The organism is Actinomycetospora sp. 2LY8.5 (genome assembly GCF_057180585.1).
In genome coordinates this window covers 183789-200145 of the sequence record NZ_JBXUHE010000002.1, presented here as the reverse complement: position 1 = coordinate 200145, position 16357 = coordinate 183789, and the positions used below count along the sequence as shown (strand labels likewise).

Annotated in this window: 19 protein-coding genes; 8 read left to right on the top strand and 11 right to left on the bottom strand. The window is 73.9% G+C overall.

The genetic code is table 11. The features are described from left to right. Positions 1-170 precede the first annotated feature (170 nt). A complete protein-coding gene (locus tag AC2A1K_RS03310) occupies positions 171-809 on the top strand; it encodes a TetR/AcrR family transcriptional regulator (protein ID WP_483894887.1) in 639 nt (212 codons plus the stop codon). 43 nt (positions 810-852) lie between these two features. Here the strand turns inward: AC2A1K_RS03310 and AC2A1K_RS03305 are convergent, their stop codons facing one another. Both AC2A1K_RS03305 and AC2A1K_RS03300 read right to left on the bottom strand, forming a co-directional pair. Next, positions 853-1083, bottom strand: coding sequence for a DUF3107 domain-containing protein (locus AC2A1K_RS03305; protein WP_483894886.1), 231 nt, complete (start codon positions 1081-1083; stop codon positions 853-855). A gap of 69 nt (positions 1084-1152) precedes the next feature. Continuing rightward, positions 1153-1824, bottom strand: a complete 672-nt coding sequence (locus AC2A1K_RS03300) for a ferritin-like fold-containing protein (protein WP_483894885.1) — start codon at positions 1822-1824, stop codon at positions 1153-1155. A gap of 300 nt (positions 1825-2124) precedes the next feature. Between AC2A1K_RS03300 and AC2A1K_RS03295 the strand changes: the two genes are divergently transcribed. From AC2A1K_RS03295 to AC2A1K_RS03280, 4 genes are read left to right on the top strand one after another with little or no spacing between them, the layout of a single operon-like run. After that, complete coding sequence (locus AC2A1K_RS03295; RefSeq protein ID WP_483895093.1) at positions 2125-3900, top strand: DEAD/DEAH box helicase; 1776 nt, start codon at positions 2125-2127, stop codon at positions 3898-3900. A gap of 10 nt (positions 3901-3910) precedes the next feature. Beyond that, the gene (locus AC2A1K_RS03290; protein ID WP_483894884.1) at positions 3911-5263 is read left to right on the top strand and encodes an Rv3212 family protein; all 1353 of its coding nucleotides are present in this window, start codon (positions 3911-3913) and stop codon (positions 5261-5263) included. A gap of 55 nt (positions 5264-5318) precedes the next feature. After that, entirely contained in the window at positions 5319-6317 is a 999-nt protein-coding gene (locus tag AC2A1K_RS03285) for an alpha/beta fold hydrolase (RefSeq protein ID WP_483894883.1), read from the top strand. An 11-nt stretch (positions 6318-6328) separates the two neighbouring features. After that, positions 6329-7144: an oxygenase MpaB family protein gene (locus tag AC2A1K_RS03280; protein ID WP_483894882.1), complete on the top strand. Its 816-nt coding sequence runs from the start codon at positions 6329-6331 to the stop codon at positions 7142-7144. A 72-nt stretch (positions 7145-7216) separates the two neighbouring features. Here AC2A1K_RS03280 and AC2A1K_RS03275 read toward each other — a convergent pair whose 3' ends face one another. The 5 genes from AC2A1K_RS03275 to AC2A1K_RS03255 are packed head-to-tail and all read right to left on the bottom strand — an operon-like array spanning position 7217 to position 10281. Next, complete coding sequence (locus AC2A1K_RS03275; RefSeq protein ID WP_483894881.1) at positions 7217-7804, bottom strand: hypothetical protein; 588 nt, start codon at positions 7802-7804, stop codon at positions 7217-7219. Next, positions 7801-8655, bottom strand: coding sequence for a RecB family exonuclease (locus AC2A1K_RS03270; protein ID WP_483894880.1), 855 nt, complete (start codon positions 8653-8655; stop codon positions 7801-7803). The genes AC2A1K_RS03275 and AC2A1K_RS03270 overlap by 4 nt, the downstream gene beginning before the upstream one ends. Positions 8656-8683: 28 nt before the next feature. Next, positions 8684-9577: a PHP domain-containing protein gene (locus tag AC2A1K_RS03265; RefSeq protein WP_483894879.1), complete on the bottom strand. Its 894-nt coding sequence runs from the start codon at positions 9575-9577 to the stop codon at positions 8684-8686. Then, on the bottom strand, positions 9555-10106 hold the full coding sequence (locus AC2A1K_RS03260; protein ID WP_483894878.1) for a PH domain-containing protein: 552 nt from the start codon (positions 10104-10106) through the stop codon (positions 9555-9557). Before AC2A1K_RS03260 ends, AC2A1K_RS03265 begins: the two co-directional genes overlap by 23 nt. Before the next feature lie 16 nt (positions 10107-10122). Further along, on the bottom strand, positions 10123-10281 hold the full coding sequence (locus tag AC2A1K_RS03255) for a hypothetical protein (RefSeq protein ID WP_337706238.1): 159 nt from the start codon (positions 10279-10281) through the stop codon (positions 10123-10125). A 107-nt stretch (positions 10282-10388) separates the two neighbouring features. Between AC2A1K_RS03255 and AC2A1K_RS03250 the strand changes: the two genes are divergently transcribed. Then, a complete protein-coding gene (locus AC2A1K_RS03250) occupies positions 10389-10934 on the top strand; it encodes an NUDIX domain-containing protein (RefSeq protein ID WP_483894877.1) in 546 nt (181 codons plus the stop codon). Between the two features lie 64 nt (positions 10935-10998). On the opposite strand, the gene AC2A1K_RS03245 is transcribed toward AC2A1K_RS03250, so the two are convergent. Then, positions 10999-11532, bottom strand: coding sequence for a MaoC family dehydratase (locus AC2A1K_RS03245; protein ID WP_483894876.1), 534 nt, complete (start codon positions 11530-11532; stop codon positions 10999-11001). Positions 11533-11843: 311 nt separating this feature from the next. On the opposite strand from AC2A1K_RS03245, the gene AC2A1K_RS03240 reads away from it, so the two are divergent. Then, positions 11844-12965 (top strand): magnesium and cobalt transport protein CorA, encoded by a 1122-nt coding sequence (locus tag AC2A1K_RS03240; protein ID WP_483894875.1) that lies wholly within the window; start codon positions 11844-11846, stop codon positions 12963-12965. 61 nt (positions 12966-13026) lie between these two features. Then, complete coding sequence (locus AC2A1K_RS03235) at positions 13027-13179, top strand: DUF2399 domain-containing protein (RefSeq protein WP_483895092.1); 153 nt, start codon at positions 13027-13029, stop codon at positions 13177-13179. Between the two features lie 296 nt (positions 13180-13475). Here AC2A1K_RS03235 and AC2A1K_RS03230 read toward each other — a convergent pair whose 3' ends face one another. From AC2A1K_RS03230 to AC2A1K_RS03220, 3 genes are all read right to left on the bottom strand, one after another. Beyond that, complete coding sequence (locus AC2A1K_RS03230; RefSeq protein ID WP_483895091.1) at positions 13476-14006, bottom strand: YflT domain-containing protein; 531 nt, start codon at positions 14004-14006, stop codon at positions 13476-13478. A gap of 99 nt (positions 14007-14105) precedes the next feature. After that, positions 14106-15311: an acyl-CoA dehydrogenase family protein gene (locus AC2A1K_RS03225; protein ID WP_483894874.1), complete on the bottom strand. Its 1206-nt coding sequence runs from the start codon at positions 15309-15311 to the stop codon at positions 14106-14108. Positions 15312-15355: 44 nt separating this feature from the next. Continuing rightward, entirely contained in the window at positions 15356-16315 is a 960-nt protein-coding gene (locus AC2A1K_RS03220; RefSeq protein WP_483894873.1) for an HpcH/HpaI aldolase/citrate lyase family protein, read from the bottom strand. Positions 16316-16357: the final 42 nt, after the last annotated feature.

Genomic DNA, 16357 nt, shown 5'->3' with positions numbered 1-16357 from the left:
GTCTCGCGGATGACGTCACGGTGACCTCCGGCTGAACGCACGGCATCAGCGACCGTTGTCGACGACGCGGGCGTGGCGGCGCCCGCAGGGATGTCACCCGGTGAGTAGGGTCGTGCGTTCGAGGCGGCCGAGACCGGTGCCGCCGGTCGAGCTGGAGCGGGGGCGGGGGCATGAGCGGGCAGGCGCGACTTCCGGACAACCCCGGTATCGCCGCGGGCCGCCCGCGCATGACGCGGTCCGCGCGCCGCGCGCAGCTGCTCGAAGCCGCGCGCGAGGTGTTCGGCAGCCGGGGCTACCACGCCGCGGCGATGGACGAGATCGCCGAGCGGGCGGGCGTCAGCAAGCCGGTGCTCTACCAGCACTTCCCCGGCAAGCTCGACCTCTACCGCGCGCTCGTGCAGGGCGCCGCGGACGACATGGTGCGCACCGTGCGCGCGGCCATCCGCTCGACCACCGACAACAAGGCGCGCGTGCAGGCCACGATCCAGGCCTACTTCGACGTCGTGTCGTCGCGCGACGGTGCCATGCGCCTGGTGTTCGAGACCGACACGCGCGCGACGCCGGAGATCGCCGGGCTCGTCGACCGCGCCACGTCGGACTGCATCGACGCGGTGACCGAGGCCGTCACCACCGACGCGGGCCTCGAGCCGGAGCGGGCACGCCTGCTGGCCGTGGGCCTGGTGGGCCTGTCGACCACGGCGGCACGCTACTGGCTCGACGCCGAGTCGCCACCGCGCGAGGACGCGATCACGCTGATGTCCCAGCTCGCGTGGCGCGGCATCGGCGGTTTCCCCCGCCAGGAGGGATAGGGGTGGGCGCCGGGGCGCTGAGACCCCGGCGCCCGACACATCCCTAGCTGCCGACCCCGAAGCCCACGCGGCGGCCCTCCTGGGGCGCGATCTCCACGTAGGCGATGCGCGCGGCGGGGACGACGTACCGGCGGCCCTTGTCGTCGGAGAGCACGAGCGTGCCGCCGCTCGAGGCCAGCGCCTCGTCGACGAGCCCCTGCACCTCGTCGGGCGTCTGGTCGCTCGCGACCACCAGCTCGCGTGGGCTCTCCGCCACGCCGATCTTGACCTCCACGCGTTCCTCCGCTCGGCCCGGTGCTTGTGCCCGCGCGAGGCTAGTCGACCGTGCGGCGCGGGGTCGGCCTCACAGCCCGAGCGCCGCCAACCGCTTGGTGTGACGCGACTTCAGCGCCTTGAAGACCGCGGCCCGCGACGTGCCCCCGAGCAGCGCCGACGCGGCCTGCGGGTGCGCGTCGAGGACCTCGGCGGCCGCGGCGAGGGTCTCGCCCAGCAGCCGGCGGCCCCACATCGCGAGGCGGCCGCGCGTCTGCTCGTCGACGGCGATCTCGCGGACGGCCCGCTCGGCGAACGCGTCGAAGCCGCTCTCCCCACCGGCCTCCCGCCCCGCGTCGGGACCGCGCAGGAGCTCGCCGTCGGGGGCGCCCTCCGACTCCTTCGTGGCCGCCGTTCCGGTGGCCGCCACCAGGTCGACCGCCAGGGTGCGCCCGACGTACGCGCCGACGAGCGCCTCGCCCCACTCGCGGGACGCGGTGCGGGCCGCGAAGGAGTCGAGCACCGGCGCGAACGGGGCCATCGACGTGACGAGGTCCACACCACGCTCCTCGAGGTGGGCGCGGATCCGCTCGACGTGCGCCATCTCCACCGCCGCGAGCGCGGCCATCTCGGCGCGCCCGGCGATGTCCGGGGCGAGCGCGGCGTCGGCCGCGAGCCTGGTGAAGGCCGTCAGGGCGCCGTACGCGACCGCGCCGAGCAGATCGACGGTCGGCGCACCGGGGTCGGAGCCAGGGTCGGTCACGGCCGACCACCCTAGGGGCTGCGCACGACCCCGGCGGTGACACGGCGGTCGCGGGTCGACCGGTACCATGACGTCGTCCCGCGGTGGCATGCACCGTCGCCGACCGTCCCGGTCGCCGTCGTGCGCCGTGGAACGCACCCGAGCGTGCGGGCGCCTCTGCCGGCTCTCCCGCGTCCGGTGACGTGGGGCCGCGCTCCGACGAGGGAGCGGGCTCCGGCATCAACCGTGCATCGTCGCCGACCCTGGACGTGGTCGAGCAGCTAGCAAGCCTCGCGCGCGAGACGCGAGAGAGGCAGACCCCTGACCATCGTCACCGACACCCGTTCCGGTCCCGACTCCGGCCCGGACCCCGAGCCCGTCGCCGAGCCGCTCCAGGCCGGCGCCCCCGTCGCCGAGGACTCCCCCACCTTCGCCGAGCTCGGCGTCGACCCCGCCATCGTCGGCGCGCTGCAGAAGGTGGGCATCGAGCGCACCTTCGCCATCCAGGAGCTGACCCTGCCGTTGGCGCTGGCCGGCGAGGACGTCATCGGCCAGGCCCGCACGGGCACCGGCAAGACCCTCGGCTTCGGCGTCCCGCTGCTGCAGCGGCTCGGCGCGCCGGGCGACGGCACGCCGAAGGCGCTCGTCGTCGTCCCGACCCGCGAGCTCTGCGTGCAGGTCGCCAAGGACATCGAGGGCGCGGCCGCCGACCTCGGCACCCGCGTCGCCTCGATCTACGGCGGTCGCCCCTACGAGCCGCAGATCGCGGCGCTGCAGCGCGGCGTCGACTTCGTGGTCGGGACGCCGGGCCGGCTGCTCGACCTGGCCCAGCAGGGCCACCTCGTGCTGGCCAAGGTCGGCGGCCTCGTGCTCGACGAGGCCGACGAGATGCTCGACCTGGGCTTCCTGCCCGACGTCGAGCGCATCCTCGGCATGCTGCCCGAGCGCCGCCAGACCATGCTGTTCTCGGCCACGATGCCGGGGCCGATCATCACGCTGGCCCGCACGTTCCTGACACAGCCCACGCACATCCGCGCCGAGCAGGTCGACGCCAGCGCGATCGGCGAGAAGACCGCGCAGTTCGTGTACCGCGCCCACGCACTCGACAAGATCGAGCTGCTGGCCCGCACCCTCCAGGCCACCGACCGCGGCCCGACGATGGTGTTCACCCGCACCAAGCGCACTGCGAGCAAGGTCTCCGAGGAGCTCGCCGAGCGCGGCTTCGCCGTCGGCGCGGTCCACGGCGACCTCGGTCAGGGCGCCCGCGAGCACGCGCTGCGCGCCTTCCGCGAGGGACGCATCGACGTGCTGGTCTGCACCGACGTCGCCGCCCGCGGCATCGACGTCACCGGCGTCACGCACGTCATCAACTACCAGTGCCCGGACGACGCCAAGACCTACATCCACCGCATCGGCCGCACCGGCCGCGCGGGGCGCACCGGCGTGGCGGTCACGCTCGTCGACTGGGACGATCTGCCGAAATGGAAGATGATCTCCGACGACCTGGGCCTCGGTGCCCCGGAGCCACCGGAGACCTATTCCAGCTCGCCGCACCTCTTCGCCGACCTCGGCATCCCCGAGGGCGCCACCGGGCGCATCGCCCGGCGGCGCCGCCCGGCCGAGGAGGAAGCCGAGGACGGCCCCAAGCGCGACAGTGGCCGGGACCGGTCGCGAGGTCGCTCGCGGGGTGGCCGCAACGGGTCCGCCGAGGGCGCCGCTGAGAACGCCGACAAGAGTGCCGACGAGGCCGCCGACGGCGAGAGCGACGAGAGCTCCGGGCGCAAGCGCCGCTCGCGCTCGCGCACCCGGCGGCGCAACGGCGAGGTCGTGTCCGGGCCGGAGGGCGCCGAGTCCTCCGAATCGTCCCCCGAGTCCACCTCCGAGTCCACCTCCGAGTCCACCTCCGAGTCCACCTCCGGGAGCACCGACGCCGACGCCGAGCGCCACGAGGAGGCCTCCGGGGAGTCGGCCGGCGAGTCCTCCGAGAACGGCGGCCGCCGTCGCCGTCGCCGTCGCGGCGGTCGTGGGTCCGGCGCGTCGCGCGGTGCGGACACCAGCGCCGACACCAGCGCCGACGCGGCGTCCACGACCGGGTAGTTTCCGGGCGGTGAGCTCGCCGACGTCGGCGCGCCCGTCCGGGTCCCCGCATCCGAGCAGGGACCCGCACGGGGCTCCCGACCGTCCGCCCCACCGCCGGCTGCCGCGCCCGGAGCGCCGCAGCCGCGGCGATCTCGTCGCGATCGCGATGCTCGCGGTGGCCGCGGTGGTGGGCACGCTGCTCGTCCTCGCGTCCGGGGACGCGCAAGACACCGAGCTGCAGGTCGCCGCCCCCCCGTTGCAGCCGGGTGCCGAGGGTCCGGTGCCCACCGCGCTGACCGAGGCGTGGCGGGCCGAGAGCCCGGCCACCCCGGCGCCGCTGGCCGTGGGGCCGGCCGTGGTCACCGGCGGGCCGGACGGGGTCGTCGGCCACGACCCGGTCACGGGTCGGGAGGCGTGGCGCTACGCGCGGCCGGAGTCCCCGTGCACCGTCGGCACCGGCTTCGGCGACGTCCTCGCGGTGTACCGCACCGACGGGGCGCTGGGCACCTGGTGCTCCGACGTCGCCGCCCTCGAGCCCGACACCGGCGCCCGCGGCCCGTCCCGCAACGCCGACCTGCGCGAGGGCACCCGGCTGCTCGCCGACCGCGACCACGTCACGGGCACCGGCGCCGACCACGTCGAGACCTGGCGCTCCGACCTCGTGCTCACCACCGAGGTGGGCCGGATCCCGACGCCGGTGCAGCCGCCCGACGCCCAGCCCCGCGCCGACTGCACCAACGGCTCGATCGCCGTCGGCGGCGGCACGATCGGGATGATCCAGCGTTGCCCCGGCGACGACTCCGACCGCCTCACCGTCCTCGACGCCGACCCGCAGAGCTCGGAGGAGCCCGAGGAGCGCTCGAGCACGCTGCTGGGCGTGCGCGGCGCCCGGCTCGTGGCGCTGACCGACCAGCGGGCCGCCTGGGCCGCGCCGGACGGGACGCTGCACGTCGTCGGCACCTCGTCCGACGCCGAGACGATCGTCCCGGAGACCGTCTTCCCACTGGGCCCCGCGGCCGGCCCCACCACCGACCCGCCCGACCTCGCGGCCACCGTCCGCCCCGTCGGGCCGGTGCTGCTGTGGTGGACGGGCCGGGCGACCGTCGGCCTCGACGCGGGCGACCTGCGGCCCCGCTGGACGGTCCAGGGGACGCTCGGCGCCGGCGCGGCGTGGCCCGGGACCGCTCCGGCCGCCGTCGCGCTCGTGCCGGTGCCCGACGGCCTCGCCGTCCTGGACGCGGCCACCGGCGCCCCCCGCGGGGCCACCGTGCCGGTGGCGCGCGACCTCGCGCCCGGCACCCCGGTCGCGGTCGCCGCGACGGGCACCACGCTGGTCGAGCTGCGCGGCTCGACCGTGGTGGCCCTCCGTCCGCCGGGGTGAGCCGCGACCTTCCGCACACGCCCGGATCCAGGCCGGATACGGCAGACTGACCGAGGTGGCCCGCCCCGAGACCCCCGGCACCGCCGCTGATCACGACGGTGGCTCGTCGGGCGGCGCGGGGCCGCGGCCACCCGACGCCACCCCGGCGGCCGTCCCCGCCGGTCGGGGCGAGGCGCAGCGCCACCCCCACGCCGCCCACCCGGTGACGATCTCGTCGTCGCTCGGGCCGCTCGCCGGGCTGCGCGCCGACGCCGACGAGGCGGCCTCGGTGGGCGGACCGCCCGCCACGGCCCTGCTGCTGCCCGGGTACTCGGGCTCGAAGGAGGACTTCGCGCCGCTGATCGACCCGATCGCCGCGGCCGGGATCGGCGTGCTGGCGCTCGACCTGCCCGGGCAGTACGAGTCGCCGGGCCCCGACAGCGAGACCGAGTACCGTCCCGCCGCCCTCGGGCCGGTGGTCGCCGAGATCGTCACCGCGGAGGCCGAGGACGGACGCCGGGTGCTGCTGCTCGGGCACTCCTACGGCGGCCTCGTCGCCCGCGCCGCCGTCCTCGCCGGCGCTCCGGTCCGCGGCCTGACGCTCATGGACTCCGGCCCCGGGGAGCTGCCCATGGGCCGACGGCGCACCGACCTCGACGTGCTCGAGCCCGTGCTGCGCCGCCGCGGCGTCGAGGAGGTGATCGCCCTGCGCGACGCCTCGGGTCAGTGGTCGTCGACCCACCCGCACGTCGTCGAGCTGCTGCGCGAGCGCCTGCGCCGGTCCACCGTCGCCGGCCTGCTGGGGATGGGCGACGCGCTGCGCTCCGAGGACGACCGCACCGCCGAGCTCGTCGCCGCCGTGCGCGCGCGGCGGGTGCCGTGCCTGGTCGTCTGCGGCATCGACGACGACGCCTGGCCGGTGAGCATGCAGCGCACGATGGCCGACCGGCTCGAGGCGGAGTTCGCCGCGGTACCGCACGCCGCGCACGCGCCCAACGTCGAGAACCCGGCGGCGCTGCTCGACGTCCTCGTCCCCACGTGGCGGACCTGGCTGCGGGACGACATCCTCGGCTAGTGGGACGGCCGGTGGGAGACGACGGGTACTTCGGTCCGGGGAGCGTGACCTGGCGGGTGCTCGCCGACCCGGCCGCCGGCGTGGGCGGGGTGTCCGCGCTGTTCCTGCAGGCCCTGCACCCGCTGGCCATGGCCGGGGTCTCGGAGCACTCGGACTTCGACACCGCTTTCTGGCCCCGGCTGCAGCGCACCGCCGAGTACGTGATGACGGTGACGTTCGCCTCGCGCGACGCCGTCGACGCCGCCGCGGCCCGGGTGCGCCGCGCCCACGAGTTCGTCCGGGGCACCGACCCCGTCACCGGGCGGTCCTACTCGGCGGGCGACGAGGAGCTGCTGCGCTGGGTGCACGTCACCGAGGTGAGCTCGTTCCTCGAGGCGGTGCGCCGCGCCGGGGCGGCGATCAGCGACGCCGAGGCGGACGCGTTCTACCGCGAGCAGGTCGTCGCCGCCCGGCTGCTGGGGGCGGGCGACGTCCCCGCGAGCCGTGCGGAGGTCGCCGACTACGTCGCCGAGGTCCGGCGCGACCTGCGCGCGTCGGCCACCAGCCGCGCCGCCTCCCTGCGCCTGCTCGTGCCGCCCATGTCGCTGCGCACCACGCTGACCACCCCGGCCCGCCCGGCGTGGACCGCGGTCGCCGCGCTGGGCTTCGCGCTCCAGCCGCGCTGGGCGCGCCGGCTGCACGGGGTCCCGGCCGTGCCGACCACCGACCTCGGCGCGACCCTCACCCTGCGTGCCCTGCGCACCGCCGTCCTCGCCCTGCCCGAGCACTGGCGTCACGGGCCGCTCGCCCGCGAGGCCCTGGCGCGCGAGCGCGAGCACGCGTCCTGAGCGGGCGTGGTTCGCAGCGAACGTGCTGTTCGCTGCTTCTAGGCGCGCAAAGTCCCCGTTCGATCCGGCGGCTCAGCGCCACCAGACGAGCGCGAGCACCAGGAAGAGGATCACCGGCACCGAGGCGGCCGCGACGAGGGCCACGACCGGCGAGGTGCGGCGGTGGGCGGCGACGGCCGTACCGGCGACCGCCGCGGCGGCGCCGACGAGGTGCCCGATCACGGTGTCCGCGCCCGGCCCCGGTCCGCCGAGGAACCACGGTGCCACGACGACGACCACCGCGAGCACGACGAGCCCGCCCGCGAGCACCCGGGCCAGCGCGACCAGGCGCCGCCGGGTGCCGACGAGACGCTCGGGAGGGTCGGGTCGGCGGGCGAACGAGCCCGTGGCGAACCCGCCCGGGGGCGTCGGGCGCCCGGCGCCGCGCGAGCGCTCCCGGCGCGTCGCGGCGCGGGGCACCCCGGCCGGCGAGGTCCAGCGCTCCGGCGACACCCAGGAGCCCGTCGACGTGACGCCGGGTACCTCGTCGCGGCCGCGCGGCGGGGTCGGCGCCTCGTGGGGCGACCACGAGCGGGGCGGCGTGGGCCCGGCGTCGCCAGCGTCGCCGGTGTCGCCGAGGTCGTCGGGCTCGCCCGGATCGGCGCGCTCGGCGGAGCTCACGGGGCCAGCCCCGACCACGCCGGCTCGGCCGGGGCCGCGGCGCGCCCCTCGGGGCAGTGGCGCCGGACCTCGCAGGCGCCGCAGCGCGGCCCGGGTGCGGGGGGGAAGAGGTCCTCGGCGCGCCGGGGATCCTCCTCGAACGCATCGGCCGCGGCGCCCAGGGCCACCGCGGTGGACTCGGCACGCTCGCGGTGGGCCGCGAGCCCGGCCTCGTCGTGGTCGGCGGCCGCGACGGTGCCGCTCGGCAGGTGGTGCAGCTCGACGCGACGGCACGGGCGCCGCAGCGTGCGCCGGGCCGCGAGCGCGTAGAGCGCCAGCGCGGGCGAGCCGCGGGCGTCGTCGGCGTCGGGGACGTGGCGGCCGGTCTTGTAGTCGACGACGACCACCTCGTCCCCACGGAGGTCGAGGCGGTCGGCGCGCCCCTCGGCCACCATGGCGCCGGCCGGGGCCGACAGCCAGCGCTCCAGCCCCACGACCTCGCCCATCGGCTCCGGGGCCTCCGGGACGGCGTGGCGCTCGACGTAGTCGGCCACCCAGGTGCGGGCGCGCTCGCGGTGGACGGCGGCCTGGTCGTCGTCGCGGAAGCCCTCCGACGACCAGCGGTGGTCGACCTCGACCGCGGCGCGGGCGCCACTGCGCCGGGCCGGCGGCTCGCCGAACACCGCGTGCAGCGCGTTGTGCACCACCGCGCCGAGCGTGCTCGCCGCCCGCGCACCACCCCGCGGCACTGCCGGGCGGTCGAGGTAGGTCAGGCGATACCGGCGTCGGCAGTCCTCCCACGTGGCGAGACGCGACGGGGTCACGCGGACCAGGCGGGCGGGCATGCCGTCCAGACCCAGCTGCATGCTCATCGCCTCCACCCTAGGGGCCGGGCCGAGCTCAGCCCGCGAGCACCTCGACGCCCGTCGCGCGCCCGACGATCTTCGCGAGCTCCGCCGGCGCGGTCGTCTCGACGGCGATCGGCGTCGTCTTGTTGGCGCCGTGGTAGTCGCTCGAGCCGGTGACCAGCAGACCCTCCTCGGCCGCCAGCGCGCGCAGGGCCGCGCGGTCCTCCGGGGCGTGGTCGGGATGGTCGACCTCGACGCCGTCGAGGCCCGCGGCCGCCAGGTCGCGGATCACCGAGGCATCGACGCACGGTCCCCGGCGGCGGGCGAAGGCGTGCGCGAAGACAGCGACCCCGCCCGCCGCCTTGACCAGGGCGATCGCCGTCGCGATCGGCGTGTTGTCCTTCTCGACGTAGTACGGGCCGTCCTTGCGCAGCAGCTCCTCGAACGCCTCCGGCACCGAGCCCACGACCCCGGCCTCGACGAGCGCCTGCCCGATGTGCGGCCGGCCGGCCGGCGAGTCGCCCGGCAACCGCGCCACCAGCGCCTCGCCGTCGATCGGCAGACCGCCCGCCGCCATCCGGTCCCCCATCGCCCGCACCCGCTCGCGCCGCGAGCCCCGCACCCGCTCCTGCTCGGCGACGATGTCCGGGTGGTCCGGCCGGAACAGGTAGCCGAGCAGGTGCGCGGTGACCGTGCCGCCCCGCCCGTCCGCGCTGTCGGCGGAGAACTCCGCGCCGCGCAGCAGCGTCAGACCACGCGGCCGGGCCGCGGCGGCCTCCGCCCAGCCCGCGGTGGTGTCGTGGTCGGTCAGCGCCAGCACCGTGACGCCCGCGGCGACGGCCGTCGCGACGAGCTCGGCCGGGCTCTCGGTGCCGTCGGAGACCGTGGAGTGGGTGTGGAGGTCGATCGTCACGAGGCGGGTGTCAGCGCCGACGGGCCCGGGCACCGCCGAAACCGCTCCCCGGCAGCGTGTACGAGCGGGTCTGGCGCTTGTCGCCGAACACGAGCTCGGAGATCGCCTCGTAGACCTCCTCGGGGTCCGGGAGGAAGTCGATGCGGTTGAGCGCCTGGATCTGACCGGCGGACTCGATGACCATCGTCCCGTAGCCGAGCATGCGGCCGCTGAGGGTGCGCTCGAACGTCAGGTCGGTGACCTTGGTCAGCGGCATCATGCCGACCTGGTGGGTGAAGATCCCCTTGGTGAGCATCACGCGCTTGTCGGTGACGACGACCTTCTCGACCCACCACTCGCTGACCTTGTAGCTGGTCTTGAGCAGCACGAGCAGCGCGCCGTACCAGAACAGGTTGTCCAGCACGACGTTCTGCGGCAGGAACGCCGCCCCGAGCGCGAGCAGGACGAACAGGACGACGGCCTGCAGCACCTCGCTGACGATGACCGCCCAGTGGCGCCGGAAACGGATCACCCGCCGCTCGGTGGGCAGGACGTACTCGTCGACCTCGCGGGGTGCCAGCACGTCGGGACCTCCGGACCTAGAACAGCGCGCGGATGAATTCCACCACCGATGCCGCCGCATCGCCCAGGATCGTGAGGATGCTGAGCACCAGATCCGCCGAGCCCTGGGGTTGGGAGATGACGAAGAAGAGCGCGAACGCGACGCCCGCGATGATGCCGATCTTCTTCGCGTTCACCAGGTGTCCCTCGCGATGGTCGTCGCTGTGTCGTGGGCAGTATGGATCGTCCGAGCCGAGACGGTCATCCGACGTCCCGGGTGATACTAGTGTGATCTCGTGTGACGATGGGTGATCCCCGTGCCGACCCGGGCGCGTCGCCCACCGACCCGCCCCCCGACGCCATCCCCCGGTCCGGCGACGTCCTGTGCGTCGGGGGGATCGTCACCGATCCGCGCGGCCGTCTCCTGCTGATCCGCCGCGCCCACGACCCCGAGGCCGGGCGCTGGTCGCTGCCGGGCGGGAGGGTCGAGCCGGACGAGTCCGTGCGCGAGGCCACGGCACGCGAGGTCGCCGAGGAGACCGGACTCGACGTGGTCGTCGGCGAGGAGGTCGGGCAGGTGCGCCGGCCCGCGCCGGACGGGCGCACGTTCGCGATCCACGACTTCCGCTGCCGGCTGTCCGACGAGTGCGACGCCGCGGCCGAGCCCCGGGCGGGCGACGACGCCGCCGACGCGCGGTGGGTCGACGGCGCCGCCTACGCCGCGCTCGATGCGGACGGCGAGCTCGTCACCGGGCTCACCGTCGCGCTGCGCGGCTGGGACTGCCTGCCGCGGCACGCTGCGCCGGAGATCGGCCGACGATCGGTAGGTGGCGCGAGGGAGGAGCGCTGACTGCCGCATCTCTCGGCGCGACTCCTTGGCGTGACTCCTTGGCGCGACTCCTTGGCGCGAGGGATCAGTCCCGCTGCGGGACGGGGCGGCGGGGCTGCTCGGCCTCGGCCAGGGTCTCGGCGGAAGGGGCGCCGTCGGTGCCCGGCCCGGCGGGACGCTTGGGCACCATCACCTTGCGGCGGTAGATGCACACGACGACGCCGTCCTGGTTGTAGCCGATCGTCTCGACCTGGACGACGCCGCGGTCGTTCTTCGACGACGACTCCTTCTTGTCCAGCACCGTGGACTCGCCGTAGATCGTGTCGCCGTGGAACACCGGCTTGACGTGGCGCAGCGACTCGACCTCGAGGTTCGCGATCGCCTTGCCCGACACGTCGGCGACCGACATCCCGAGCAGCAGCGAGTAGACGTAGTTCCCGACGACGACGTTGCGTCCCTGCTGGGTGCCCTCGGCGTAGTGGGAGTCGAGGTGCAGCGGGTGGTGGTTCATCGTGATCAGGCAGAAGAGGTGGTCGTCGTACTCCGTGACCGTCTTGCCCGGCCAGTGCTTGTACGTCGCTCCGACCTCGAACTCCTCGAAGTACCGGCCGAACTGCACGGGAACGCCTCCTGAACGTCGGTGGTCGCGACGTCGGCGCTCCCGAGACGTGTGACTCCTCGTTCCGACAGCGCCGACGGCGGTCGTTAGGATGGCGGATCGTCCGAGGTCGTGTCGCGCGAGGCCAGGGAGGTGAGACGTGGACGACTCCTGCACCAGGGCCGACGCCCTGCCCCCGAGTACGGGCCGCGTCCCCTGTCCGGTGACGACCGCGCGCTGAGCGCCCGCGGGTTCTCCGGGAGGGACGCGGTGGCGCCTGCCAGCACGGTGCCAACAGCCCCCGTCACACCGTCCGGTCCCCGGAGGTCGCCATGCCTTCCCTGCCCACGCTGCGCAACGCCGGATCCCGCGTGATTCGCCCGGGCCGTCCCCGCGCGCAGGAGACACGGGTGCCGCGCGTGCCGCTCGCGGCGTTCGTCGTCGACTGCGCGGTGTACGTCGACGGCAAGCGCCTCGAGGGCCGCTGGAACCACCGCGACGCCATCGCGGAGGTCCGCCGCCGCGAAGAGGGCTTCGTGTGGATCGGGCTGCACGAGCCCGACGCCGAGCAGATCCAGGACATCGCCGAGGTGTTCGGGCTGCACCCGCTGGCGGTCGAGGACGCCGTGCACGCCCACCAGCGCCCGAAGATGGAGCGCTACAGCGGGGCGAACGCCTCGGGGTGCGCCGACGACATGCTGTTCTCGGTGTTCAAGACCATGCGGTACGTCGCGCACGCGTCGCCGACCACCGCCAACGAGATCGTCGAGTCCGGCGAGCTCATGGTCTTCCTCGGCAAGGACTTCGTCGTCACCGTGCGGCACGGCCAGCACTCCGGGCTGCGTCGCGTGCGCCACCTGCTCGAGGCCGATCCCGAGCACCTCGCCCAGGGACCCGCGGTCGTGCTGCACGCCGTCGCCGACCACATCGTCGACGCCTACCTCGAGGTCGCCCACGGCGTGGAGGGCGACATCGACACCATGGAGACCGAGGTCTTCGCGCCCTACAGCGAGGTCGGCGCCGAGCAGATCTACCTGATGAAGCGCGAGGTGCTCGAGCTGCGGCGTGCGGTGACCCCGCTCGTCCCGCCGATGCGCCGGCTGACCGAGGGCTACTCGCCGCTCGTGCCCTCGGAGGTGCGCAGCTACTTCCGCGACGTCGACGACCACCTCGCGACGGTGGCCGAGCGCGTCGCCTCGTTCGACGAGCTGCTCACGACGCTCGTCGACGCCGTGCTCGCCAAGATCACGCTGCGCCAGAACAACGACATGCGCAAGATCACCGCCTACGCCGCGCTGCTTGCGGTGCCGACCATGCTCGCCGGCATCTACGGCATGAACTTCGACTACATGCCCGAGCTGCACTGGGAGTTCGGCTACCCGGCCGCGATCCTCGTGATCCTCACGATCTGCGCCGTCCTCTGGCGGACGTTCCGCAAGAACCGCTGGCTGTAACGGGAATCCGGACAGAACGTAGGAGTCGGCCGCCGGTAGATGATCGCCGTACCCCGAGGAGATTGCCACGCCGCCGTCGTCGGTCTGCGAGGGTCCCGTGCTGGTCTCGCTGTCCGCCGACCTGCTCGGGTCCGAGTGCGCACCGCTCGTGTGTGTGAGCGGGCAACCCGGCGTCGCGGACCTCCCCACGGATCTGCGCGCCGCGGCAGACTGATGTGAGCGTGTGTCGGCACGCGCGAGACCCATCCGTCGGTGCCCATCGCGAGGTTGCCGCCGACCGCCGCGATCGGACGATCACGACCTGACCGGCGCCGCCTCCGGGGAACGCCCACAGAGCGGAGCTGGGCCCACGGCCACGTCCCCTCGGCGTCGTCGTCGGCGACCTGCGCGCCGCGACTGATCGACGTGCGAGGTCCCGACACGGGATGCTCTCGGCGTGTCGCGCCAGCGAGACTGTGGCGATCCTGGCGTCACATGCCAGCGATGCCGCATCGCTCGCACGGAGGGGGTTCAGCCGTCGGTGCCCATCGCGAGCTTGCCGAGCATGTCGCGCGCCTTCTCGGCGTTGCGGGGCTGGCACAGGACGTCGTAGCGCCCGGCCACGAGCTGGCTCTGCGAGGTGAAGTCCCGCCGGCCGCGGGAGGCGCCGTAGGTGATGGCGCCGGAGACGACACCGAACACGATGCCGATGACGAGGCCGGTGAGGATCGCGCCGAGGCCGCCGATACCGCCGGCGGGCGCGAGCAGCGAGAGCACCAGGCCGACGAACAGGCCCAGCCAGGCGCCGGACGCGGCGCCCGTGGCGAGCACGCGGCCCCAGGTCAGACGGCCGATGACGCGCTCGACGAGCATGAGGTCGACGCCGACGATGGTGACGTCGGCGACGGGGAACTCATTGTCGGCGAGGTGGTCGACCGCGCGCTGGGCCTCCTCGTACTTCGCGTAGGAGCCCACTGGCCAGCCCGACGGCGGCTCGGGGAGGTTGGGCAGCCCCGGCTGGGCGCCCGGGCGGTTCCCGGTGAACGGCGCAGTCACGACGATCCCTCGCTGTCCTCGTACGGTCCTTCGATCAGCTCAACGCCGCGAGCGACCCAGGAGTGCCCGAGCCGGTCGGCGGTGTGACGAAGGACGGTACCGCTGTCAGCGCAGCTTGTAGTCCTTGAGCAGGCCGCGGCTGATGATCGTCTTCTGGATCTCCGAGGTGCCCTCGCCGATGAGCAGGAACGGCGCCTCGCGCATGAGGCGCTCGATCTCGTACTCCTTCGAGTAGCCGTAGCCGCCGTGGATGCGGAACGACTCCTCGGTGACCTCCTTGCAGTACTCGGAGGCGATCATCTTGGCCATCCCGGCCTCGACGTCGTTGCGCTCGCCGCGGTCCTTGAGCCGGGCGGCGTTGACCATCATGTGGTGCGCCGCCTCGACCTTGGTGGCCATCTCGGCGAGCTTGAACGAGATCGCCTGGTGCTGCGCGATCGGCTTGCCGAACGTGGAGCGCTGCTGGGCGTAGGAGATGCCGAGCTCGAAGGCGCGGATCGCGATGCCGCAGGCGCGGGCGGCGACGTTGACGCGCCCGACCTCGACGCCGTCCATCATCTGCGCGAAGCCCTTGCCGGGCGCCGCGCCGAGCACCTGCGAGCGCGGGATGCGGAAGCCGTCGAACACCATCTCGGTGGTGTCGACGCCCTTGTAGCCCATCTTGTCGATCTTGCCGGGAATGCTGAGACCCTCGGCGACCTTGCCGAAGCCCCGCTCCTTGTCGACGAGGATCGTCGTCAGGTTCTGGTAGGGCTTCTCGGCGCCCTCGTCGGTCTTGACCAGCACCGCCGACAGGTTCGACGAGCCGCCGTTGGTCAGCCACATCTTGGCGCCGTTGACCACGTAGTCAGCCTCAGGTCCGGGGCCGTCGGCCTTCGCGCTGGTCTTGATCGCGGCCACGTCGGAGCCGAGATCGGGCTCGGACATCGAGAACGAGCCGGTGATCTCGCCGGTCGCCATCTTCGGCAGGTAGTGCGCCTTCTGCTCCGGCGTCCCGTGCTGGCGCAGCATGTAGGCCACGATGAAGTGGGTGTTGATGACGCCCGAGACGCTCATCCACCCGCGGGCGATCTGCTCCACCACCAGCGCGTAGGTCAGCAGCGACTCGCCCAGACCGTCGAACTCCTCCGGGATCATGAGCCCGAACAGGCCCATCTCCTTCATCCCGTCGACGATGTCCTGCGGGTAGACGTCGTCGTGCTCGAGCTGCTGCGCGTGCGGGATGATCTCCTTGTCCACGAAGTCGCGGACGGTGGAGAGGATCTCGGACTGCACATCGGTCAGGCCGGCGGTCTGGGCGAGGCGTGCCATGCGTGGTGCTCCTGCTGTCCTAGAAGTTACCGACGAGTATCGGGTCAGCTCTCCGGAGGCGTCCAGCGCTCGCCGCGGGTCATGCCGGCGGCACGCCCCTTGCCCGCGATGACCAGCGCCATCTTGCGCGAGGCCTCGTCGATCATCTCGTCGCCGAGCATCGCGGAGCCCTTGGCGCCGCCGGCCTCCGAGGTGAACCACTCGTAGGCGTCGAGGATGTTCTCGGCGTGGTCGTAGTCCTCCTGCGACGGCGAGAACGTCTCGTTCGCGGCGTCGATCTGGCCGGGGTGCAGCACCCACTTGCCGTCGTAGCCCAGGGCCGCGGCGCGGTTCGCGACGCGGCGAAAGCCGTCGACGTCGCGGATCTGCAGGTAGGGGCCGTCGATGGCCTGCAGGTCGTTCGCCCGCGCCGCCATGAGGATCTGCATGAGGATGTAGTGGTAGGCGTCGCCCTCGGTGTAGCCGGGGGGCTGCTCGCCGACGACCAGCGACTTCATGTTGATCGAGGCCATGAAGTCGGCCGGGCCGAAGACGATCGTCTCCAGGCGCGGCGACGACTCGGCGATCGCGACGACGTTGTTGAGGCCGCGGGCGTTCTCGATCTGCGCCTCGATGCCGATGCGCCCGACCTCGTAGCCCATGGTCTTCTCGATCTGGGTGAGCAGGAAGTCCAGCGCGTGGACCTGCTCGGGGGTCTGCACCTTCGGCAGCATGATCGCGTCGAGATGGGCCCCGGCGCCCTCCACGACCTCGGTGACGTCGCGGTAGGTCCACTCGGTGGTCCAGTCGTTGACGCGCACGACGCGCGTCTTGCCCTCCCAGCCGCCCTCGTTGAGCGCCGCCACGATCGTCTTGCGGGCCTCGGGCTTCACCAGCGGGGCGCAGGCGTCCTCGAGGTCCAGGAAGATCTGGTCAGCGGGCAGGGTCCGGGCCTTGTCGATGAACTTCTGGCTCGACCCGGGCACCGCCAGACACGACCGGCGGGGGCGGTTCTCCACACTCACGAGCTGTTGACCTCCACGGCTGCAGGGCGACTCCGGTCCAGG